The organism is Aquimarina spinulae, assembly GCF_943373825.1.
Lineage (GTDB): Bacteria > Bacteroidota > Bacteroidia > Flavobacteriales > Flavobacteriaceae > Aquimarina > Aquimarina spinulae.
Genome location: NZ_CALSBP010000003.1, coordinates 141066 through 163864, shown reverse-complemented (window position 1 = coordinate 163864; position 22799 = coordinate 141066). Strand labels below are relative to the sequence as shown.

Annotated in this window: 18 protein-coding genes, 1 other RNA gene and 1 pseudogene; 9 read left to right on the top strand and 11 right to left on the bottom strand. The window is 32.8% G+C overall.

Annotated features, from left to right (window positions below):
• Positions 1-16: 16 nt before the first annotated feature.
• Positions 17-874, top strand: a complete 858-nt coding sequence (locus NNH57_RS23440) for a UDP-2,3-diacylglucosamine diphosphatase (RefSeq protein ID WP_108809292.1) — start codon at positions 17-19, stop codon at positions 872-874.
• Between the two features lie 155 nt (positions 875-1029).
• Positions 1030-1611 (top strand): MiaE family protein, encoded by a 582-nt coding sequence (locus NNH57_RS23435; RefSeq protein WP_074406334.1) that lies wholly within the window; start codon positions 1030-1032, stop codon positions 1609-1611.
• 59 nt (positions 1612-1670) lie between these two features.
• On the opposite strand, the gene NNH57_RS23430 is transcribed toward NNH57_RS23435, so the two are convergent.
• Positions 1671-4592 (bottom strand): FAD-binding and (Fe-S)-binding domain-containing protein, encoded by a 2922-nt coding sequence (locus tag NNH57_RS23430; protein ID WP_108809293.1) that lies wholly within the window; start codon positions 4590-4592, stop codon positions 1671-1673.
• The gene (locus tag NNH57_RS23425; protein ID WP_051475984.1) at positions 4585-5067 is read right to left on the bottom strand and encodes an Lrp/AsnC family transcriptional regulator; all 483 of its coding nucleotides are present in this window, start codon (positions 5065-5067) and stop codon (positions 4585-4587) included. Before NNH57_RS23425 ends, NNH57_RS23430 begins: the two co-directional genes overlap by 8 nt.
• A 163-nt stretch (positions 5068-5230) precedes the next feature.
• On the opposite strand from NNH57_RS23425, the gene NNH57_RS23420 reads away from it, so the two are divergent.
• The 3 genes from NNH57_RS23420 (at position 5231) to NNH57_RS23410 (ending at position 7260) form a co-directional block, all read left to right on the top strand.
• Positions 5231-6043: a DUF1338 domain-containing protein gene (locus tag NNH57_RS23420; RefSeq protein ID WP_108809294.1), complete on the top strand. Its 813-nt coding sequence runs from the start codon at positions 5231-5233 to the stop codon at positions 6041-6043.
• Between the two features lie 91 nt (positions 6044-6134).
• Complete coding sequence (locus NNH57_RS23415; RefSeq protein WP_074406337.1) at positions 6135-6629, top strand: hypothetical protein; 495 nt, start codon at positions 6135-6137, stop codon at positions 6627-6629.
• Between the two features lie 91 nt (positions 6630-6720).
• Entirely contained in the window at positions 6721-7260 is a 540-nt protein-coding gene (locus tag NNH57_RS23410) for a hypothetical protein (protein WP_074406338.1), read from the top strand.
• An 83-nt stretch (positions 7261-7343) separates the two neighbouring features.
• Here the strand turns inward: NNH57_RS23410 and bshA are convergent, their stop codons facing one another.
• Both bshA and rnpB read right to left on the bottom strand, forming a co-directional pair.
• Positions 7344-8471, bottom strand: coding sequence for an N-acetyl-alpha-D-glucosaminyl L-malate synthase BshA (gene bshA / locus NNH57_RS23405; RefSeq protein WP_074406339.1), 1128 nt, complete (start codon positions 8469-8471; stop codon positions 7344-7346).
• A gap of 66 nt (positions 8472-8537) precedes the next feature.
• Positions 8538-8846, bottom strand: an RNA gene (gene rnpB, locus NNH57_RS23400) — RNase P RNA component class A.
• A gap of 127 nt (positions 8847-8973) precedes the next feature.
• Between rnpB and NNH57_RS23395 the strand changes: the two genes are divergently transcribed.
• The gene (locus NNH57_RS23395) at positions 8974-10791 is read left to right on the top strand and encodes a DNA polymerase III subunit gamma/tau (RefSeq protein ID WP_108809295.1); all 1818 of its coding nucleotides are present in this window, start codon (positions 8974-8976) and stop codon (positions 10789-10791) included.
• A gap of 32 nt (positions 10792-10823) precedes the next feature.
• Here the strand turns inward: NNH57_RS23395 and NNH57_RS23390 are convergent, their stop codons facing one another.
• Positions 10824-11252 (bottom strand): hypothetical protein, encoded by a 429-nt coding sequence (locus NNH57_RS23390; protein WP_108809296.1) that lies wholly within the window; start codon positions 11250-11252, stop codon positions 10824-10826.
• Positions 11253-11399: 147 nt separating this feature from the next.
• Here NNH57_RS23390 and NNH57_RS23385 point away from each other — a divergent pair, with 147 nt between their 5' ends.
• Positions 11400-11981 (top strand): MiaE family protein, encoded by a 582-nt coding sequence (locus tag NNH57_RS23385; protein WP_108809297.1) that lies wholly within the window; start codon positions 11400-11402, stop codon positions 11979-11981.
• Positions 11982-12235: 254 nt separating this feature from the next.
• On the opposite strand, the gene NNH57_RS23380 is transcribed toward NNH57_RS23385, so the two are convergent.
• A complete protein-coding gene (locus tag NNH57_RS23380) occupies positions 12236-14320 on the bottom strand; it encodes a M12 family metallo-peptidase (RefSeq protein ID WP_159099337.1) in 2085 nt (694 codons plus the stop codon).
• A gap of 748 nt (positions 14321-15068) precedes the next feature.
• Here NNH57_RS23380 and miaE point away from each other — a divergent pair.
• Positions 15069-15332 (top strand): annotated as a pseudogene (miaE, locus tag NNH57_RS23375) (tRNA isopentenyl-2-thiomethyl-A-37 hydroxylase MiaE); the annotation flags it as partial.
• 145 nt (positions 15333-15477) lie between these two features.
• Here miaE and NNH57_RS23370 read toward each other — a convergent pair.
• From NNH57_RS23370 to NNH57_RS23360, 3 genes are all read right to left on the bottom strand, one after another.
• The gene (locus NNH57_RS23370; RefSeq protein ID WP_074406344.1) at positions 15478-16209 is read right to left on the bottom strand and encodes a DUF6733 family protein; all 732 of its coding nucleotides are present in this window, start codon (positions 16207-16209) and stop codon (positions 15478-15480) included.
• Between the two features lie 31 nt (positions 16210-16240).
• Positions 16241-17032, bottom strand: a complete 792-nt coding sequence (locus tag NNH57_RS23365; RefSeq protein ID WP_108808908.1) for an enoyl-CoA hydratase — start codon at positions 17030-17032, stop codon at positions 16241-16243.
• Positions 17033-17160: 128 nt separating this feature from the next.
• Entirely contained in the window at positions 17161-20181 is a 3021-nt protein-coding gene (locus tag NNH57_RS23360; RefSeq protein WP_199915442.1) for an amino acid adenylation domain-containing protein, read from the bottom strand.
• Between the two features lie 365 nt (positions 20182-20546).
• On the opposite strand from NNH57_RS23360, the gene NNH57_RS23355 reads away from it, so the two are divergent.
• Positions 20547-21200 (top strand): Crp/Fnr family transcriptional regulator, encoded by a 654-nt coding sequence (locus tag NNH57_RS23355; RefSeq protein ID WP_074406347.1) that lies wholly within the window; start codon positions 20547-20549, stop codon positions 21198-21200.
• A gap of 16 nt (positions 21201-21216) precedes the next feature.
• Here NNH57_RS23355 and NNH57_RS23350 read toward each other — a convergent pair whose 3' ends face one another.
• A complete protein-coding gene (locus tag NNH57_RS23350; protein WP_074406348.1) occupies positions 21217-21777 on the bottom strand; it encodes a porin family protein in 561 nt (186 codons plus the stop codon).
• A 119-nt stretch (positions 21778-21896) separates the two neighbouring features.
• Entirely contained in the window at positions 21897-22796 is a 900-nt protein-coding gene (locus tag NNH57_RS23345) for a Ppx/GppA phosphatase family protein (protein WP_074406349.1), read from the bottom strand.
• Positions 22797-22799 lie beyond the last annotated feature (3 nt).

The following is a 22799-nucleotide window of genomic DNA, read 5'->3' as shown; positions in this document are numbered from 1 at the left end:
GCATTATTATGTTTATATGAAAAAACGTATTGTAGAGCTTGTTGTAATTTCGGATATCCATCTTGGTACTTATGGATGTCATGCAAAAGAGCTTCTCAACTATCTAAATAGTATCAAACCAAAAACTCTTATTCTTAACGGTGATATTATAGATATCTGGCAATTTAGAAAACGATACTTTCCAAAATCTCACCTTAAGGTTATCAAAAAAATCATTTCGTTTGCATCAAAAGGAACAGAAGTTATCTATATCACAGGTAATCACGACGAGATGCTTCGTAAATTTAGTGATGCTCAAATCGGAAATTTTAAATTAGTCGATAAACTCGTGCTAGAATTAGATGGCAAAAAAGCATGGTTCTTTCATGGCGATGTTTTTGATGTCTCAATTCAAAACGCAAAATGGTTAGCTAAATTAGGCAGTTGGGGATATGATATACTAATTCTTTTTAATCAAGCTATTAATTGGTTTTTGGTACGTATAGGTAAAGAAAAATTTTCGCTTTCTAAGAAAATTAAAAATAGCGTAAAAAAAGCAGTCAAGTATATTAATGATTTCGAAGATGTTGCTGCAGAATTAGCTGTTAAGAATAAATATAGCTATGTGGTATGTGGTCATATTCATCAACCCCAAATGCGAGAATATAAAGATAAAAACGGATCCTGTCTTTATTTAAACTCTGGAGATTGGATAGAAAATCTAACCTCATTAGAATATCATGATGCAGCATGGAAGCTAGTTCACTATGAGAATGAATCAATGAAAGCTTATGAAGAATCAATTGAGGAGGTAGAAAGTTTAGAAATTGATCCCAAAGCCCTACAAGCTTCTTTTATTGCTAACCAGGTAATCACATCCCTTAGAAAATCATAATCAGCTATACTCACCTTATTAATGAATGCCAGCAATTTATATGTATATATAAATATTTTGAAAAATGATATATTAATAAGTTGTTAGAATCATTGAAATAAAAATCGCAAAACGTATCTTTGACAATACTATATATCTCTTAAAACAATACAAATATGCTTGGTTTAAAACTGGCAACAGATCCACGTTGGGCAGCTCTTGCGGAAACAAATATTGAAGAAATCTTAACAGATCACGCATGGTGCGAACAAAAAGCAGCCACAAATGCCATTACCATAATTACGTTAAATTCTGAACATACTGATTTGGTTACCGATTTATTAACTTTGGCACAAGAAGAATTACAACACTTTGAAATGGTTCATGAAATTATTAAAAAGCGTGGTTATAAATTAGGTCGAGAACGAAAGGATAGTTATGTAAATGAATTGTTTAAATTTGGTATTACAGGTGGTAGTCGTAAGCAAAGTTTAGTTAATCGGTTGTTATTTTCGGCAATGATCGAAGCCAGAAGTTGCGAACGATTTAAGCTTCTTTCAAAAAAAATAAAAGATCCTGAGCTATCAAAATTCTATCACGATTTAATGATTAGTGAAGCTGGTCATTATACCACATTTATTGGTTTTGCACGTAAATACGGAAAAGGTATTGATGTAGATAAACAATGGGAAGATTTATTAAAATTTGAAGGAGAACTTATTCAGAACTATGGCACTTCTGAAACTATACATGGATGATATTTTAACATAATTTTGAACCCAACATTTACTTGAAATTTCTGATTTAAAGACCTTATCTACGCTAAAGCATTTTTGAGAATACTAATGGGATGTAATGCCTCTCGTTGAGTCCCATCTTTTATTTGATGCCTACAGCTAGTTCCTACAGCCACAATAATAGTATCCTTAGGTGTTTTTCTAACCGATGGAAATAAGGTCTGCTCCCCTATCTGCATACTAACATCATAATGCTCCTTCTCATATCCAAAAGATCCTGCCATACCACAACATCCTGATGGGATAATCGTAACGTTGAAGTTTTTGGGTAAATTTAGAATCGAAAATGTATTGTGTATACCCGATAAAGCTTTTTGATGACAATGCCCATGTATTTTAATTGTTTTAGTATCTGTGGTAAACAAATCAGCATTTATATTCCCTTTCCCTATCTCTGCATGTAAGAATTCATCAATCAAAAAAGTATGTGTTGCCACTGCTGTTGCATTTTCTTTATCGTCAGCCAATCTCAGATACTCATCTCTAAAAGTGAGTATGGCAGAAGGCTCTAATCCAATTAAAGGAGTTTCTGCTGTAATATGATTATTAAACGTTTTAATATTAAGATTTGCCAGAATTTTGGCTTGTTTCAATAATCCTTTTGATATAAAAGTCCGCCCACTTTCTTTATGATCAATTATCTTTACTTTATAATTTAATTTGGTGAGTAGCTCGATAGCATCTATCCCGATTTCGGCATCCAGATGATTCGTAAATTCATCTATAAAAAAGTATACTGTTTTTATAGGTTGCTCTGGTTGTATTCTTTTTATATTTTGCTTACACCAACTTCTTAAGGATTGTTTGCTTAACAAAGGTAAATTTCGTTGTTTGGCAATACCTAAAGCAGATTTTAAAACACTCGATGTTAATGCATTAGAAAAGAAAAAATTTGTTAAACCAGGTGCGATTCTTCCTACAGAATTCAATCTATTATTGTGGGCAAAAAGCTTTGTACGTAACGATACTCTATTTTCTTTTTGATATTGATATTCGAATTCTGCTTTCAGCGCAGCTACATCAACATTAGAAGGACATTCACTAGCACATCCTTTGCAACTTAGACAGAGGTCAAAAACTTCTTTTAATTCTCTATTATCAAATTTATTAACCTTCTCACTATTGGTTAAAAATTCTCTTAGTGTATTTGCTCTACCCCGGGTAGTATCTTTTTCGTTTTTTGTAGCCCGATAACTGGGGCACATGGTTCCTCCTGCTTCTACAGACTTACGGCAATCACCACTACCATTACATTTTTCTGCAGCCCTTAGAATTCCCATCGAATCGGTAAAATCAAAAATAGTATCTATCTCTGGTTCTTTTCTATCTATCTGATACCGTAGTTTTTGATCCATGGGATAGGCATCAATAATCTTACCCGGATTAAAAATAGAACTAGGATCAAATGTACTTTTAATACGTTCTAAAATCTTATAATTACCCTCACCAATCATAAAAGGTATGTATCCAGCCCTTACAATACCATCACCATGCTCACCACTCATAGAACCTTGATATTTCTTTACCAAAGCTGCTACATCATCTGTTATTTTTTTAAACAGGGTTACGTCTTTACTTTTTTTAAGATCCAGAATGGGTCGAAGGTGAATCTCTCCTGCTCCAGCATGTGCATAATACACAGTTTGTTGATCATAAGACTTCATTAAATCTGTAAATTCTGATATGTAATCCGCCAGATCAGGAATAGCAACTGCCGTATCTTCTATACAAGCAACTGCTTTTTTATCACCAACAATATTACCTAATAATCCTAACCCTGCTTTTCTTAACTCTAAAGCCTTATCTATTTCTTCTTTACGTAAAATTGGATTGGCATAGCTTAATTTTGAATCATCAAGAGTTTTTAATAGCTTATCTTTTTGCTGTTCTAAATGACTAACATCGTTTGCTCTAAGTTCTAGCATTAAGATTGCTTTTGGATCATCAACAATAAAAAAACGATTCTTTAATTGCTCGATATTATTTTTTGTACAATCCAAAATGGTTTTATCCATCATTTCGCAAGTGAATAGCGAATGTTGCATTACAGGCGCTACTGCTCTCATACAATCATCGATAGTCTTAAAATGCGCCGCAACCATTAAGGTTTCTTCTGGTGGGAGTTCATCTAACTGTAATGTAATTTGTGTTGTAAAAGCTAATGTACCTTCGCTTCCTGTGAGGAGTTTACACATATTAAAATGTGTATTCGTTGTAGAAAACACCTCAGAATCAATCAGTTCATCAATAGCATAACCTGTGTTACGTCTATGAATTTCTCGTTTTGGGAAATGAGTTATAATTTGTTGTTGAATCTCCTTAAAAGAAAGTTCGGTATAAATCTGGTCGTAGATTTTTCCTTCAAGGGTATCCAAATTTCGCTTTGCTTCAAAATCATTTGATGATATTTCAGAGAAAGTAACTTCGCTACCATCAGACAATACTGTTTGTAACTCTAAGACTTTATCTCTTGTAACCCCATATTGAATTGATGTAGTACCACTACTATTATTTCCGACCATTCCTCCAATCATACAACGATTAGATGTCGATGTATTAGGTCCGAAAAACAATCCATACGGTTTCAAAAAACGATTAAGATCATCTCGTATCACTCCTGGTTGAACAGTCACTGTTTTTTTGGTTTTATCAACAGCAATTATTTTAGTAAAATATTTAGAAACATCTACCACAATACCATCCCCCACACATTGTCCTGCAAGCGAAGTTCCTGCTGTTCTGGGAATAATACCAATATCATTTTGAGATGCAAAAGCAACTATTTTTTTTACATCTTGTATTGATTTTGGAAATGCTACTGCCAGGGGAATTCTACGGTACACTGAAGCATCTGTAGCATATAAAGCAGTAATTAGAGTATCAAATTGTAGTTGACCTTCTAGCTGGTTTTGTAAAGATGTCAATATACTTTTATCAATCATATGAAATATTCTTTCCTAAAGAATTTAAAGAAACCTGCCTTCTAAAATTCGTATCAAAACAAATAAAACTATCCGTTCCTGCGACTCCATCAATCTGATGTACCTGTTCATACAGAATCTTACGTAAATGATGGTTATCAAATGCAAAAATAAGAATGAAAATAGCATAATGACCCGAAACATAATTACATTCTAATATTTCCGGAATTTCTTTTAAACCATCAACTACTTGTTTTGCATATCTAGCTTCTCTTAGACGAATACCAACATAAGATTTCGTTTTAAAACCAATCTGTTTTTCATCTACAACAAACTCGGCTTTCTTTATTACACCACGTTGCTTAAGTTTTTTAATTCTTTGATGCACCAGAGAATTAGAAATTTTTAAATTCTCTGCTATTTGAGAGAAAGGCTTTCTGGCATCTTCACGTATCTGCAATAAAATCTGCTGATCTATATAATCAAAATGATTCATACTCCTAAAAAATTTAAAACACTTGCAGTCAAAATTGATAATAAAAACAAAACATTATTCTCAATTTGACACAAAATTTATACAATTGAAACTAAAAATAATACATATACACGCAATAATAGTCAAAAATAATAATTTTGCTTCAAATAAAAACATAATTAAAATGGATTTGACTTATTTTTTTGAAGAACTCTGGAAACAATACACTGTAAAAACTCCTTCAGCACAAAAAATTAAATCTTTATTTGAAGCAGAAGGCAATACCGTTTTTAACGATCATATTGCAATACGCACTTTTAATGATCCAAGAGTTAATATTGATATTTTGGCAAAACCTTTTATTGCTATGGGGTATGAACCCAAAGGAGAATACCATTTTAAGGCCAAAAAATTACGTGCAAAACATTTTGAACACAAAAGTGATGGTAATGCACCAAAAATCTTTATTAGCGAATTGCTTCTTGAAGAATTTTCTGTTGAGCTAAACAGCATTATCCAAAACACTATAAATCAAATAGCCCATACAGTTTTACAACAAGAAGATCTTATCCTAAAAGGCAGAGTTTGGGCTAAACCGTCTTTTGAGATTTACAAAAGACTTCTTTCGGTATCAGAATATGCGGCCTGGGTATATGTTAATGGCTTTTGCTCTAATCATTTCACAGTAGATGTTAATAAACTTCAAACATTTAAAAATCTATCCAAGGTAAATGAATTTCTCAAAGAGAATGGTTTCAAAATGAATACTTCTGGAGGTGAAATAAAAGGTTCGCCGTCTCAATTATTAGAGCAGTCTAGTATTTTGGCTGATGTAGTCGAAGTAGAATTTGAAGAAAACGTTAAAGAAATCACATCCTGTTATTATGAATTTTCATATCGTTACAAAAACAATCATGCTGTTATTTTTAATGGTTTCATTGCTGATTCTGCAGATAAGATTTTTGAGAGTACCGATATGCAGTTACAAAGTAGTTAATTCAATCTTAACAAAGATTTAAGACTTATCCTTACAGAATAGAAGATTTATGACGTTATAGTCGGAAAGTAGGAAATTACTATTTGCGATTATGACGAAGAATATATTTTTTATACTTCCTTTTCTATTTCTTTGTATGGGTAATATACAGTCTCAGGAAATTTCTAAACATACTATTGGTTTACGTCTAAGTGAAGCAAATGGTTTTTGGGCTGAAGCCTCATATCAAAATGCTATAAGTTCTAAGACAAGAATAGAAGTAGGACTTGGAGCGCAAGGTAAAAGAAGCTACAATGCTCTAAAACTTACAGGGATGTATCAGTGGGTTTTTAATATTAACGGAGGTCTAAATTGGTTTATTGGCCCAGGAATTGGTGGCGGATTAGTCGATTTTGATTCTGATATTGTTCGTGACGATGATTTAATAACTTTTGGCTTCGTAACGGGAGATGTTGGTATTGAGTACAATTTTGATTTTCCGCTATTAATCTCTCTAGATTTTAGACCAGAAATATACTTCGATAGTTATACTAATGATGATATCATTTTTAACTTTGGCTTAAGTGCCAGATACAAATTTGATTGATATTCTCAATACACTGGTTTTACAAACAATACATTAAGATACACTAACCATTTTTATAATAATCAATTAAAACTTTTAAAAAATTTAAATCATGAAAAAACTTTTTTTTGTACTATCAATTATTATCTCGGTTTCACAACTGCAAGCTCAAGATATTCCCGAAAACGCTATAGGAATTCGGTTATCAGAAGGAGTTATTGGAGATGAAGGCTTTGGTCCCGAAATTACATACCAACGACAAATTATAAGTGAACATAATAGAATTGATGCCAATTTAGGCTTTAAAACAAATTCTTTTATCTCTACATATCGTGGTGGAGTATTTTTTCATTGGACATATAATATTTGGGATAAACTAAATTGGTTTGCAGGTCCTGGTGTCGGTGCAGGGTATATAGATTTTAAAACTAGATATCTTGGTTTTAATGTTGCAAGCGTAGATAGAGACGCTGAATTTTTCCCATATATAGGAGCGGATTTTGGAGTTGATTATCGTTTTGATTTTCCGCTTCAGGTAGCATTTAGTATTCGTCCAACATTTGATATCCATGATATCGATCGACCAAACGGGTATAGAGGTGTAGATAATACTGGAGTCAATGTTGGTATTTCTGCCAGATATACATTTTAGGCATACATCACAAGTAAACTAAACAACTTAAACCCCCTAGTTATGGTATAACTAGGGGGTTTTTATTTTATAAACAAATGATATTATACTGCTGATAAAGCACTCTCATACATTTTTATATATAGTGGGATAATGTTACTTATATCAAATTTCATTGCTTCTTTATATGCATTTTCTTTAAAGGCTTCTAATCTGTCATCATCTTCCAGAATTTTGATCGAATTTTCTGACATATCTTTTACATCTCCTATATCACTCATATAACCAGAAACACCATGATTATTCACTTCAGGAATCCCTCCTGCATTACTCGATATTACAGGAACCTTATTTACCATCGCTTCTAATGCTGCCAGACCAAAGCTTTCTCGTTCTGATGGAAGTAAAAACAAATCAGAAAAGCACAATATCTTATCTATTTCATTACTATTACCAAAGAAAACCACTTTATCTTTTATACCAAGTTCTTTACATCTTTCTTCGGCTGGTTTACGTTCTGGGCCTTCTCCAACCATTAATAACTTTGCAGGCATCTTTTTCTGAATATTATAAAAAATATCTACAACATCAGTAATACGTTTTACAGCTCTAAAATTACTAATATGAGTAACTATACGTTCTTCTGGAGTTGCCATAAGTTCTCGTTGGCAATCTGTAAAACTGGTTTTTCTTTGACTTGCATCAATAAAATTAGGGACTACCTCAATATCATTTTTGATATCAAACAGACGTAATGTGTCGTCTTTAAGACTTTGAGATACAGAAGTAACCATATCACTTTTATTGATACTAAATGTCACTGCCGGTTTATAAAAAGGATGGTTTCCTACCAGAGTAATATCGGTACCGTGCAATGTAGTTACCATAGGAACATAAATTCCTTCTTCTTCAAGCATTTTTTTTGCCATATATCCTGCATATGCATGCGGAATCGCATAATGAACATGAAGTACATCAATTTTATATTTTTTAATGGTATCTACTAATTTACTAGATAATGCCAATTCGTATGGTTGATAATGAAAAAGAGGGTATGTAGGTACGTTTACTTCATGAAAATGAATATTCGGATTCAACAGATTTAGCCTAACAGGCTGTTTGTAGGTAATAAAATGTACTTCGTGGTTTAGTTTTGCCAAAGCAATTCCTAATTCTGTGGCTACCACTCCACTACCTCCAAAGGTAGGATAACAGACTATAGCAATTTTCATTCAAATAATTTTTCTTGTGGTACAAGGTACAAGAAAATTGATATTAGATATTGTTAAAGGAGTTGTAAAAAAAGCAGATCATAAGCCGGATTCTGTTTCCCGATACATCGAGATCCTTATCATTTATCTAGACTAATAATTACTTACCAGTTCAAACCGCCTACCCTCCAACATTGGGCGCACAACCCTCAAAAGCTGGTTTACATGGCGTTGCACCGCATAGAGTTTACCTGGTTTCACTACAGCATTACCTGTACATACTTTCTGCTGCACTTGTCCTCGCCTTACGACGGACGGGCGTTACCCGCTATACTGTGCTATGGTGTCCGGACTTTCCTCTCCCGAATCATCGAGAGCGATAAGGTGATCTGCTTTGTGCAAAAGTATTATAATTCTGAACTTAGAATTCAGAATTCAGAATTATTTTTTGGCTGTTAATAACTAAAAATAAAAACCGATAGCTATAATTTATTTTTTGTAAGCAATTTTTAACTTTGTAGCGATGGAGCATTTTATAGTATCAGCACGTAAATACAGACCCCAAACATTTAAGGATGTTGTAGGGCAACAAGCAATTACCAATACACTGCTTAATGCTATAGAAAACAATCATCTTGCACAAGCTTTATTATTCACCGGACCAAGAGGAGTAGGAAAAACTTCGTGTGCCAGAATTCTTGCAAAAACAATTAATCAGGATGGAAATGAGCACCCTGATGAAGATTTTGCTTTTAATATTTTTGAGCTCGATGCAGCCTCAAACAATTCTGTAGATGATATTAGAAGCCTTATTGATCAAGTTCGCATCCCTCCACAGGTTGGAAACTATAAAGTATATATTATTGATGAGGTACATATGCTTTCTCAAGCAGCCTTTAATGCTTTTTTAAAAACATTAGAAGAACCTCCTAAACATGCAATTTTTATCCTGGCCACGACAGAAAAGCATAAAATCATACCTACAATCTTATCGCGATGTCAAATATTTGATTTTAAACGCATTACCGTAACTGATGCAAAAAATCACTTAATGCAAGTAGCAGCGCAAGAAGGGATTACTGCAGATGAAGACGCTTTGCAAATTATCGCTCAAAAAGCAGATGGCGCAATGCGGGATGCGTTATCAATCTTTGATAGAGTTGTTAGTTTTAGTGGAAAAAATTTAACCAGACAGGCAGTAACCGAAAACCTGAATGTATTAGATTATGAAACTTATTTTAAAACTACTGATTTAATACTTGAGAACAATATCCCACAACTCCTTATAGAATTTAACGAAATTCTTGCTCAGGGTTTTGATGGGCATCATTTTGTATCTGGCCTTGCATCGCACTTTAGAGATTTATTAGTATGTAAAAATCAAGCTACTATCAATCTTCTCGAAGTGGGGCAACAAACGAAAACTAAATATTTAGAACAATCACAAAAAGCCCCCCATGGTTTTCTTATTAAAGGTATTGAGCTTGCTAATGATTGTGATCTAAAATATAAGACTAGTCGCAATCAAAGATTGCTGGTCGAGTTATGCCTAATGCAACTTGCCTCTATCCTTGTGGATGGAGAAAAAAAAAATGACAAACCCTACATAATCCCTCCTTCTTACTTTAAAGAAAAAGGAATTAATCCTGTTAAAATTTCAACTGAAGTAAAAGAAAAGACTTTAGAAAAAACTGAAATCGAAAAACAAAACAGCGCACTTCCTCAAGTAGAAGAAAAAACAGAACCTTCAACCTCTATCGTATCCGAGATTACACAAAACAAAGACGCAAAACCTGATATTCAAGAGGATAATTCTGAAGGTACAATTACAGCTGAAAATCCTGCAGTAGTAGAGAAAAAACCTGTTTTAATACATAAAGAACGTAGAACTTCTGGCTTATCACTAAGTAGCATTAAAAGGAAGAAAGAACATGAGGAAAGTAAAGAAGAACAGGTAATTGATCCTGAAAATTTACCAAAAGAAGAATTTACAGAATCACAAATGCAAGAAGGCTGGATAGAATATGGTAAAATGCAAGATAAAAAAGGAGAGCGTATTATCGGATCTATGTTTGCTATGAATATCCCAACCCTTGACGAAGGTTCTATTTTATTAGAATTACCTAATCAGTCGATGAAAGTTGATATGGAAGCTGCACAATCAGGACTATTGCAGTTTCTATTCAAAAAATTAAAAAATTACAGTATTGAAATGAAGATTACTGTAAACGAAGAAGCTTCTAAAAAATATGCCTTCACTCCTCAGGATAAGTATGAAAAATTAAGAGAAAAAAACCCTCTTATTGATAAGTTACGCTCCTCTTTTGATTTAGATATTTAATCCTATTTTGTCTTTATAATTATTTGGTTTTTTTAATATTCATAAAGTATTTGATCATCTGAGTTCTTTATATTAAGCAATACCTTATTACCATCTACTTTTAACCCAAGAATATTAAACGATATTTCTTTTGTAATAACTGCATTGCATAACTCTTCATTTTTTAGAGACAACCTCAAATTTCTTTGTGGCGGGTTGGTTTCCAAAATCTCTTCAGAATCAATAAGTTTTAACTCCCAGGTATCTCCACTACATCCACTAGAGCCAAAACTGATTTTCAAACAATTTTCATTTATTTTTAAACTACTTATTGTTAGATTATGATCTGGTTCACTAACATATTGTTTTGAGCTAATTACAGTTAATTGATCGCAACTATCTGTATTATTATCGTCATCATCACTGTTACAGGCCAAAATTCCGAATACTGCGATTAGACCAATCAGTTTTCTTGTATTCATGCTATCTATTTTTTAATAAGATGAATAAAAACCTATAAGGTTGCTTGGAATAAGGATAAATGAAAAATTTAATATTTTCTTTCGAATCTTAGTTCTATAATGAGTTACTTCATAAATTTGTAATTATTATAAAAAACTACCAGAACCATGCTAGGCTTAAAACTTCCCACAGACCCGAGATGGGTTAATATTGTAGAGAAAAATATTGAAGAAATTCTTACAGATCATGCATACTGCGAGCAAAAAGCTACTTCTACAGCAATATCGCTTATTGTGAGTTTTCCAGAATACACAGAATTAGTGCAAGAGATGATAAAACTGGTAAAAGAAGAAATGAGCCATTTTAAAATGGTTCATGATAAAATTCTTGAACGGGGCTGGATTCTCGGTAGAGATCGAAAGGATGACTACGTGATTCAATTGATAACTTTTTTCCCAAAAGGGGGAAGTAGAACAACCCAACTTATACATCGCTTATTATATGCAGCTTTGATTGAAGCCAGAAGTTGTGAGCGTTTTAAATTACTATCTGAAGAATTAGAAGATCCAGAACTAGCTGATTTTTATAGAAGTTTGATGATAAGTGAAGCTAATCATTATACTATGTTTTTAAATTTTGCACGCCAATATGGAAATCGCGAAGAAGTCGACAAAAAGTGGCAGGAATTACTAGTTTTTGAAGCAGAAATAATGAAATCTCTTGGTAATAAAGAAACGATTCATGGATAAATAAGATTAGTTAATTTAGTTATATCTAAATGATTGATAATCATATTGACTTATACAAACGGGATAATTCTTGAGAAGTAAATCATCATAACTCGAAAACAAAAGACTAGATTGGCATTGACGTTAAGTCTTGAAAACAACTTTATGGTTTATATAACCTAAGGATAAAAACCATACTCAAATAATAAAAAAGAGACTGCCTTTTTAAACAGTCTCTTTATAAATAGGGTCAAACTTTATTATTATTTAAAAATTTATTTTACAAAAAACTTTTTAGTAAGAGTTGTACCACTATTGGTAACTTTTATAAAATAGATACCAGTAGATAACTTACTAATATCTACTGTTTTTCTCACTATATTTCCTCCCGGAGGTGTTTTAAGGTCTATGATCTCTAATGTTCTTCCATTCATATCCTTGATACTGATTTGAGAAGAAGATTTTGCATTACTAATTTCCAGGTTTAAAAGATCTTTTGCTGGATTAGGGAATGCTTTAAATTGTAATCCTCCCGCTGGCCCATCTCCATTGAAAGCAGAAAATGCTCCTCCGCAAGCACCTAAATTAGTCCATCCGTTAAAAGTTCTTTCATATAAAGATCCATTATAAGTTACACGGTCACCTACATTATATACAGTACCAGGAGAATATGGTGCCACTCCTGTACAAGGATCAGTTGTTGTAGTACACGGCCCTAAATTAGTCCATCCGTTAAAAGTTCTTTCATATAAAGATCCATTATAGGTTACTCGATCTCCTACATTATAAACTGTACTAGGAGAATATGGTGCTACACCATCACAGTTACCACCACCACTACTACAATTTCCTGAAGAGTTATAGGTTGTTTGGCCACAAGCAACAGTAAAATTATCTACAGTATCTCCCGAAGCTTTTTTGGCTTGCCACGCGCTTCCTACAGTAGTATTTGCATTATACGAGCCTCCTGCATTGGCAGATCCTTGTAAAGAATTGTTCTGGAAATACTCTAAAGTACAATCTGTATTATTGGTAAATGTTACCGATATAGCATCTCCTGTATTACACCCTCCACCGTCACAAGTCTGTATACAATTTGATCTCGAAATATGATTACGGATCACATTAGCAGGTTGAGAACCGAACCCTAAGCTAAAATCCACCCCAACACTAGTTTGTGGACAATAACTCATAATGGTTCCTCCTCCTGCAGGATTCCCTGGTAATCTACAATTTCCTTCTACACGGCCAGCACAACCATCTATAGCTGTATTATTACCGTTCCACACACATGCATGTGTATGACGTGATCCTACATTATGTCCTGTTTCATGAGAAATTAAGAATACATCGAAAGAATAAGTAGGTACATTACTAAAACTACCTTTAATACCAGAAACAGCATAATTCTTAGAACCACACAAACCTCCAATAGAAGCAGCTAATCCTCCATTAAATGAATAATTAACCAGATGTGCTAAATCTGCTCCATTAAGACCATTATTTCTCCTATACCTACCATAGCTATCAAGATTAGAATTCTGAAATGGTTCATTAGAACTCCAAGCTTTGGTACCAGATAATTTAAGAGTTATCTGATCATTAGCATACAGGGCAGCTACTTGATTAAATAAAGTTTCCATATAATTAGTAGCCTGTTGTTCTCCTCCTTTATCCCTAACTATATCTGCGGCTATATCGAAGAACATTTTTACACACTTTGCTGCTGATTTACTCTGTGGATTATAAGACAATTCTTCAAGAGTGTATCCTTTTTCCATATTGTCTTCTACGTGGCAAGAAAAATCATTTATATGACTAAGTTCCTTGTCCTTATAGATAATATGATTCTTGCTATTACTTAACGCACCCAATACTATACTTCCTTGGCCATTCGTACTAATAAAACCAGATACATTATCTTTATAAAAACTGATAGCTACTAAAGAATTAGACTGTCCGCTTACCACACCTCTATAATGTGCTATACCAGAAGAAGGCAACACATTACCCTGTGTACCTTTAGCCAAAAAATCATCTGTTTTAATATTTACTTTTACAAGATCAACCGACATTGCTGATTTCTGCCCTGGAATACTCAAATTCATAGTATTTGGGTAACTCCTTTGCATAGATTTCATCTTATTTTGATCTAATGAGAATAACACATAATCATGAAGCCCTTTAGGAAGTTTTAGGTTATTTTTTTGTTTATTTATTATTTTGAAAAGTTGAATTTCTTCAAAAGCCGAACCAGATTTTTTTTGTTGGGATACTAGATCACTAGCCTTTTGTGGTTGAGTTTGCGCAAAGCTCATTATTGTAAAAAGAGCAATTGCGATTGTTAATATACGTTTCATATTTTTGATTTTTATGATTTTGAATCTATAAATTGATAATGGCTGACCCCAAACCATTAACTCTAAAAATTTTATATTAATTAGTTCTAATAAAACTATAAAGTTGACATACTACATTAATGTGTTAAATTCTAAAATAACACACCACTAATTATTTAGCATAAGTAGAGTTTATCTAAATAAAAAATGATGCTACACATTAAAACTTTAAGAGTTTTAATAGTAATTTGTATTAGTTAAAAAATTTAGCTTAAATGCAAAAGAAGTGATCGTAGAATTATTGAAGAATAATTTACGAGACTATTTATATCTCACTGTTAGAAAAATCATATCCAATAATAGTAATTGAATGAATGAGCTTTCAAATTGAGGTAATTTTGCACTGATTTTTGGGAAATAACTAAATAGCAGTTATTCTAACTGTGAATACTGCCAAAAGCCTTGTGGATTGTAATAGTAACATTTTAGTCAAATTTGTGTTAATATAAGTTACTGCTAAGTTGATAAAATAAATAAATATAATCAATTAATACATGTCTCAAAACATGAAAGAAGACATCTTGATTCATGTTTTGACATAATACAATCTACTTAAAATCAAGTAATTATCTTTTTTAATAGTATTCAAATCAAAGATTTCGTGGGACCTGTTTTGGAGCTCTCTTTGACTTGATTTTTTCTACTAATTTGCTACTTCGCTACCTTTACTATATCTAAAATATTTGTCTCTAAATTTTAATATTTTGGAATACATCGCTTATTATATGCAGCTTTGATTGAAGCCAGAAGTTGTGAGCGTTTTAAATTACTATCTGAAGAATTAGAAGATCCAGAACTAGCTGATTTTTATAGAAGTTTGATGATAAGTGAAGCTAATCATTATACCATGTTTTTAAATTTTGCACGCCAATATGGAAATCGCGAAGAAGTCGACAAAAAGTGGCAGGAATTACTAGTTTTTGAAGCAGAAATAATGAAATCTCTGGGAAGTAAAGAAACAATTCACGGATAAACAAATAGATAAAAATAGAATAAAGCTACCTTTCGATAGCTTTATTCATTACATCACAAGTAAAGATAATATAACAATCTGAACTGTGAAAACGGACTTTTAATCCTTACCGCATAAATTGGTATACGGATTAACACTTATCCTCTTAAAATGGTATAAAAGCAGATACTTTATAAAATTCGTCCGATGCTCCTACATCTGTAACCAGGTTAGCTCCCGCAGAAAACCTAAATGCCATACCGTTATCAAGTTTTAATTTTACAGAACCTCCTAAATAACGATATACTTGTATATTCTTATTAACATCGTCATTTTCTAGGTTCATAAAGGCTAATTCTTCAAAGAAACCACCTAGCACTAAACGATCACTTACATTAATTCCAGGTGCTGCCCAAAAAAGGAGTAGATCTTTGGTCGAGATATCTTCTCTATCTCTTAATGATTTATAATAGGCTAAATATGCTTCTATATCAAAAATAGAGTTATGAAACGCTACAAAAGTATTAGGGATTACGGCCTCTCCTATCTTTGTGCCGGCAACATCTGAAAAGAATTTACCATGGGCAAATCCAACTCCTGGGTTAAGAAATAATTTTCCATCCATTAGTTTAAACCCTAATCCAATACCTGTTTCTAATAATTGATCACTACCAGATTCTGGGGTTCCGAAAGAAGGATTCGTCCAGAACATACTATAAAAAGTAATATCAAAATTTTTATTAGTTTCAAAACCTCCTAAAAATAAGGTCGAAAATCCCGCAACACTGTTTTGGATCACTTTTACAGCTAATGTTGCTTTTTTCTTTTTCTCTTCTTGTCCTTGTATTGTTGAATACTGAAAACCTATTACAATTAATATTATTATGAGTTTTTTCATGACTTAATTTCTTTAATTATGTGTTTAATGATTAGTGAGCTTGAATGATTTGTTTTTGATTAGGTATAGAAAAGTCAGCTTTTCTTTTTTCTACAAAAGCCTGCATACCTTCTTTTTGGTGCTCTGTAGCAAATAATGCATGAAAGGCTCTTCTCTCATAGAGTACTCCTTCACGAAGTCCTAACTCCATAGCTCTGTCTATAGTTTCTCTCGCAACCATAGCTGTTGTTTTACTATAAGAAGCAATAATTGCTGCAGCTTCTACAGATTCTTCTAATAAGGTTTCTATTGGTATTATACGAGATACCAGGCCTGATCGTTCTGCTTCTTCTGCATTCATTAAACGTCCGGTAAGAATCAAATCCATAGCTTTTGTTTTTCCTACCATTTTTGTTAAGCGTTGGGTTCCACCAATACCTGGGATCACTCCCAGTTTTATTTCTGGTTGCCCAAATTTTGCTGTATTAGATGCATAAATAATGTCACACATCATAGCTAATTCACATCCCCCACCTAAAGCATACCCAGATACGGCTGCAATTTTTGGGGTTCTAATTGCTGTAAAAGCTTCCCAGGCAGCAAAATAATTTTCATGAAACATATCCATATAGGATTTATTTTCCATTTCTTTTATGTCTGCTCCTGCTGCAAACGTTTTTTTAGATCCTGTGATTACAAAGCACCCTACACTAGGGTCCTTATCTAGTTTCTGCATAACAGAAACCATTTCTTGCATCAATGCACTATTTAATGCATTTAATGCTTTTGGGCGATTTAAGGTTATAATCACTACCCGTTTTCTTTGTTCGATTTTTATATTCATAGTTTTAATTTTTACATAGCATCTCCTAAAGACAATTCATTTTTAAAAAATGTCTTCATTAAAATTGCTGGTTTCAGCTATGTGTTGTTGTATAAAAAAGTTGAGTTTGTGTTAGTACATATTTAAGTTTAAGAATCCCAAATTGCGCCATATGCCGGTATCCCTCTACTTTCCATTCCGTAGACTACTTTCCAGGTAAGTTTTTTGTTAGAAATACATATTACAGCTTCTGCATCAAAATCTTTATATGCTTTGTATGCGAGTTTCACCATATCGGGTTTTCCATGGGCATCTGTATCCCATATGATAGCTTCTGGTTGTGATTCGAGAATTTCTTCTACCAATTCATCTCCATATGTTTTTCTTGGATTTCGCGTTGCCCATATTAAACGAGCAGGAGTTTCTCTAGAAAAAAGATGTGGTAAGCATGGGCCAATACCACTACCTGTTGCTACCCAAATGACTTTTTTAAATAGCTTATCAACATTTCCTACTCCTGCGGTAGTGATTCCCTTAACCCATAAGTATTTCGGCATATCATCAATAAGCTCACCTGTCCAATCCCCTGCCCTGGAGATGGTTAATCGAAATCCATCTCTACCTGGCTCTGGTACATTTGCAAAGGAATGCCACTCCATTAAAGGGTCTCTACTAATTGCTGTAGAGGAGCCGGCAAAAGGGGTTTCTCCATAATTGAATCGTGCCAGAATAACATGGTTTGATGGTCTTGTAATATCGACTTTTACTTTTTTCAATCTTAACCATGGTAATACTATACTAACCGTTATTACTGTTAATGCCCAAAAATTGAAAGAATAGAATATGGTTTCTAAAAAAGGTTGTTCAGAACCATTCTCACTTAATATAAGCATTGTTTGTACCCAAAATAATATTAGTGCAATCCATCCACCAAATCGATGCGTTTTTTCAAAATTATTATGAAATTTTGCTCTTAATTTTGGCAAAGCCATAATAATCATAAAAACTAAAATTCCTGTAAGTATTGTAGTTACCCACAATAACGTAATATCTTTGGAAGTTTCATTTTGAGGGTTAAAAAAATCATAATATAATGACCCCATAAATACTATAAACCAAAGGGTTCCACTTATCGTCCCTCCTATATGAATTCCTCCAAAATGATATATTTTCCCTGCTCTTCTTCTTATCGACAAAGGCCAGCTTGTAGGAATGCTAGTAGCCACCCAAAACAAGAAATTAATAATATATTGTTGTCTAATAAGAATCCCTATTGAAAAGTTAATTAGTGTGATTTTAGAGATAATATCCAAACGCATTTCTTGCTGAGACCACCAATTACCTTCTGTTGCCCCATAGATCATTATTCCAATATTTGCTATTAAAAGCAGTGCAAACAAGCGGTAATAATGCATTAGTTTTTCTCCTTTCCACATTCTGCTAAAAGATTTTTTTTGAGGAGGTAACTGTACGATCTCTAAATTGGGTATTTCATCATTTTCTATAGGTTTTTGATCTATTTTTATACTTGTTGTTTTTTCTTCCTGTTCTTGTTTAAGGGGGATCAGATTCATTAATTTTGTTTTATCTATTTTACCACGGTCTGTCATTGGAAGTTCGGACATAGCGACCACTATTGTCGGAACACAGTAATATGGTAGTACTTCTTCTACCTGTTTTTTAACCTTTTCCTGATCAATATCTTCTGGGCTTACAAAGGATATTAAAGTTCTATTGTCTATTTTTAAAGTAGCTGCTCTTTTACTTTCTGGCATTTTCTCTATAATAGAGGATACAGAATCTAATTCTACTCTAAAACCGCATATCTTTACCTGATCATCGGTTCTCCCTAAATGTTCTAATTCACCATCCAAAGTCCATCTTCCCAAATCTCGTGTTCTGAACATTTTTTTACCTTGGCCCAGAAATGGGTCATCTACATATCTTTCATTTGTTAACTCTTGATTATTGATATATCCATAAGTTACACAAAGACCTCCTGCCCACATTTCTCCTGCTTCACCTATGCTACAGGGTTTTAAGTTTTCGTCTAAAACATATACTGTATTATTGGGTGTAGGTTTTCCTATAGTAAGTAATTCATCTGTTGGAAAAAACCGCTTTACGGTATTGATAATTGTAGTTTCGGTAGGTCCGCAAGAGTTATGGAAAGCACAAAACGAAGACCATTTTTCTGCTAAAATCCTAGGACAAGGCTCACCTGCAACTATAGCTACGCGAACATTCTGGCAATGTGTAACATCTAAAGAACTAAGAATCGTTGGTGTAGAAATCACCACATCTACCTCACTTACTGTTTCTTGAATATTTTTTCCGCGTATAACTAAGGTAGCTCCGTTTGCCATACTCCCCAGAATTTCCCAAACAGACATATCAAAAGCAATACTTAAAATTTGCCCTACTTTTAACCCGGGTCTCATTCCTAAATCACCCGGCGACGTAAGGAGTATATTACACGTATTTCCATGACTAACCTGAACTCCATTAGGATCTCCGGTTGTTCCTGATGTAAAAATTATATAGCAAATATCATTTTCGGTAACAGGTACACTTGGTAGTATAATTTCCTCATTATTATTTGCATTTGATTTTAAAAAATCATCTATTACAATAAGTTTATTATCATCTATTACGGGTACTAAATCTTTAAACTCTGATAAAGTGAGTACTAAATTTATACTTGCTGATTTGACAACATACCTTAATTGCTCGTCTTTGGCTAATCCGATATGCTGAGGAACATAAGCTCCTCCCGCTTTTAAGATGGCCAATATTCCTACTAACATTGGTATTGATCGTTGAACAAATAACCCAACATTATCACCCTTTTGAACTCCATTTTTCATGAGTTCTAAAGCCAGTAAATTTGCCTGATGATCTAATTCTTTATATGTAATTTCCTCGCCTAAATGACTAGCAGCAATAGTATTAGGATTTACCTTGGCATGAGCCTCAAATGCATGGTGTATACATCTATAAGGAACTCTGGTTATTGGTCCTTGACCGAACCTTTGAAAAAGATATTGATCTGATAATGATAAATTCGCTATTGTAGATTTTATAAAAGTATCGCCTGGTACTAAGGGTATATGCCCAAAAGTGTCACGTACTTCTGCTTCAGAAGTAGCATGAGAAACTGTAGTTTCCATAATAAAAATACCTTTCTAGTTTAATCTACCAAATGAAATTATCTGATATAGGTTTCTGGAACTACTGTTTTTACAGAGATTGTATATACCTCTATATGTTGAGTTTGTGCGCTTCATGAGTTTGTGCAAATTAAGAGTTAATATTTGTTGCATCGAAATTAGAAACGCATAGAAGTTATTGATATAAAAATTCTAACATTTAATCTTTTTTATTTTGGTTATGATTGATGTGATATTACATTTTTAGCGTAAAAAGAATGTGTATAAGTCACAATAAAAAACTTAATTATCTGTTAACAATTCGATTTTTTAACATTTATTTAATGAAAGTCAGCGAATAATTCAATTTCTAAAAAATAACCCCTATGTGCTTTGAATTATTAAACATTCTAGTAAAAAACAATCAATATAAGTGTAACATTTATTATCAAAATGAGATTATAAAAAGTACCGGGGCATGCTCTAAAAAAATCTATCTTATTAAGAATGGCGTTATGAAAATTGGTTGTTTCACCGACCATGGAGAAGAGGTAGTTCTCATTATACTAACAAAAAATCAAGTTTTTGGAGCTAGTTCTATTTTTATAGATTTTTGTTCATATTGTATGTATGAATCTCTTAGTGAAGAAACAAAAGTGTATGAGTTTGATAAAAACATCATACAGAAGGCTATAAAAAAAAATCCCAATCTTTATAAGGATTTTTTATCAATACTAGGTAAGGAATATCAGGAGTATGAAAATAGAATAAAAACACTTCAAATTCAATCTGCAGAATTACGGTTGATAAAAGTGCTCTTTGAATTTAAAGAAAAATTTGGGTGTCCTTACAATTCTGAAAAAATTATTATACACTCTCCTCTTAATCAAAATGAGCTGTCTAATTACATTAGGGTTTCGAGAGTAACAACCAATAAAATCATTAATAAATTTAATAGTAATCTTTTGTTAGAATACAGTAACAAAAGTATTATCATAAAGAAGTCTTTCTTTGATAACTATAAGCAATATAATATATAATACTTTTACCCTATTATTATAGTTTATAACCAAAAGAGAGTTGAATATTCCTATTACTTCCTTTTGCTCCTCCAGGAATATCTTCATCATCTATAATATTAGAGACGCCAAAACCATATCGTAAATCAGCAAAGAAATTCTCTGTAATACGTACTCCAATACCAGCAACTGCAGATAAGTTAAATGTATTAAAATTGGTTTCTCCTGTCGAATTATCTTCCCATTCCCATATTTTAAGTCCTACTTGAGGGCCAACATGAACATTAAACAATTCATAAAAATTATATTTAAGCACTATTGGTAATTGAAGGTAGTCTACTCTTAAGGATTCATCATCATTACCTAAAGAAGAATATTGAAACTCTGGTTGAATACTCCATTTTTGATTGATAGGAACTTCTGCTAAGAACCCTGCTACTATACCAAATCTGCTATCTTTAAGGTCCTCAGGAATATCATCAGAACTAATAGTACTTAGATTAGCCCCAAGTCTCACTCCGTATGAAATCTCTTGAGCTTGAGATTTTAAAGTAGCAAACATTAATAAAATCACAGTGAATAGTACTGTTTTTCTCATAGTATAAGTATTAGGTTACGATTCAATTTAACGCAAAATAATGGAATTTTATTAACATTTTAGGACTCAATGAAGATTATTACTCTTCAAAAATCGATAAAATGTATTACTTATGAATTTCAACGATTATTTAGTTTTTCATTATATAATGATTTTATAATCCCGTCTGATAGACCAATTTTTGGAACAAAGATTTCTCTAGAACCACTCCATTTCATTGCCGAAAGATATATTCGAGTAGCTGGAATAATTACATCTGCTCTATCTTGATTTAAATTAAGTTGCCAAATTCTTTCTTCATAGGTTAAAGAATTAAGTAGTTTATAATATGAACTTAGATACAAAAAAGATAGTGGTTTACCCATTCTTTTACCACTATTCTTAAAAATATTATTAATGTTTCCACCAGATCCAATTAATGAAACTTTACGGTAGCCTACAATACTTTCCTTAATCCAATCTTCTACATTTTTCCATACTTCATCAGAAACCAAATTATTAAGAAGTCTTACTGTTCCTAATTTAAATGATCTGGATGTAATAGTATTTCCATTGTGGTATAGTGTAAACTCTGTACTACCACCTCCAACATCTACGTATAGATATGTTGCATCTGTATTTACCAACTCGTGTAAATCGGTCATTGCAATTATAGCGGCTTCATCTTTACCATCTATAATATCTATTTGAATACCAGTTTTCTCTTTTATAAGGCGAGCTACTTCTTCTCCATTCTCAGCTTCGCGCATAGCAGATGTTGCACAAGCTTTATATGTAATCACTTTATGCGTTTTCATTAATAGCTGATATGCTTGCATAGCGTCTATCATTCTAGTAATATTTTCCTGAGAAACCCGTCCGGATTTAAAAACATCTTCTCCTAATCGTATGGGTACTCTAACGAGGCTTGTTTTTTTAAATCTAGTAGTTTTTCCTTTCTCTTCGTGAATACTACTTATTAATAATCGTACCGCATTGGAACCTATATCTATAGCTCCATATTTTTCTATAGTTAACAAAAT

What these genes read in the sequence shown, in the direction of transcription:
- NNH57_RS23440 (WP_108809292.1), top strand. Translation starts at nt 17, where the DNA reads ATGAAAAAACGTATTGTAGAGCTTGTTGTAATTTCGGATATCCATCTT.
- NNH57_RS23435 (WP_074406334.1), top strand. Translation starts at nt 1,030, where the DNA reads ATGCTTGGTTTAAAACTGGCAACAGATCCACGTTGGGCAGCTCTTGCG.
- NNH57_RS23430 (WP_108809293.1), bottom strand. Translation starts at nt 4,592, where the DNA reads ATGATTGATAAAAGTATATTGACATCTTTACAAAACCAGCTAGAAGGT.
- NNH57_RS23425 (WP_051475984.1), bottom strand. Translation starts at nt 5,067, where the DNA reads ATGAATCATTTTGATTATATAGATCAGCAGATTTTATTGCAGATACGT.
- NNH57_RS23420 (WP_108809294.1), top strand. Translation starts at nt 5,231, where the DNA reads ATGGATTTGACTTATTTTTTTGAAGAACTCTGGAAACAATACACTGTA.
- NNH57_RS23415 (WP_074406337.1), top strand. Translation starts at nt 6,135, where the DNA reads ATGACGAAGAATATATTTTTTATACTTCCTTTTCTATTTCTTTGTATG.
- NNH57_RS23410 (WP_074406338.1), top strand. Translation starts at nt 6,721, where the DNA reads ATGAAAAAACTTTTTTTTGTACTATCAATTATTATCTCGGTTTCACAA.
- bshA (WP_074406339.1), bottom strand. Translation starts at nt 8,471, where the DNA reads ATGAAAATTGCTATAGTCTGTTATCCTACCTTTGGAGGTAGTGGAGTG.
- NNH57_RS23395 (WP_108809295.1), top strand. Translation starts at nt 8,974, where the DNA reads ATGGAGCATTTTATAGTATCAGCACGTAAATACAGACCCCAAACATTT.
- NNH57_RS23390 (WP_108809296.1), bottom strand. Translation starts at nt 11,252, where the DNA reads ATGAATACAAGAAAACTGATTGGTCTAATCGCAGTATTCGGAATTTTG.
- NNH57_RS23385 (WP_108809297.1), top strand. Translation starts at nt 11,400, where the DNA reads ATGCTAGGCTTAAAACTTCCCACAGACCCGAGATGGGTTAATATTGTA.
- NNH57_RS23380 (WP_159099337.1), bottom strand. Translation starts at nt 14,320, where the DNA reads ATGAAACGTATATTAACAATCGCAATTGCTCTTTTTACAATAATGAGC.
- NNH57_RS23370 (WP_074406344.1), bottom strand. Translation starts at nt 16,209, where the DNA reads ATGAAAAAACTCATAATAATATTAATTGTAATAGGTTTTCAGTATTCA.
- NNH57_RS23365 (WP_108808908.1), bottom strand. Translation starts at nt 17,032, where the DNA reads ATGAATATAAAAATCGAACAAAGAAAACGGGTAGTGATTATAACCTTA.
- NNH57_RS23360 (WP_199915442.1), bottom strand. Translation starts at nt 20,181, where the DNA reads ATGGAAACTACAGTTTCTCATGCTACTTCTGAAGCAGAAGTACGTGAC.
- NNH57_RS23355 (WP_074406347.1), top strand. Translation starts at nt 20,547, where the DNA reads ATGTGCTTTGAATTATTAAACATTCTAGTAAAAAACAATCAATATAAG.
- NNH57_RS23350 (WP_074406348.1), bottom strand. Translation starts at nt 21,777, where the DNA reads ATGAGAAAAACAGTACTATTCACTGTGATTTTATTAATGTTTGCTACT.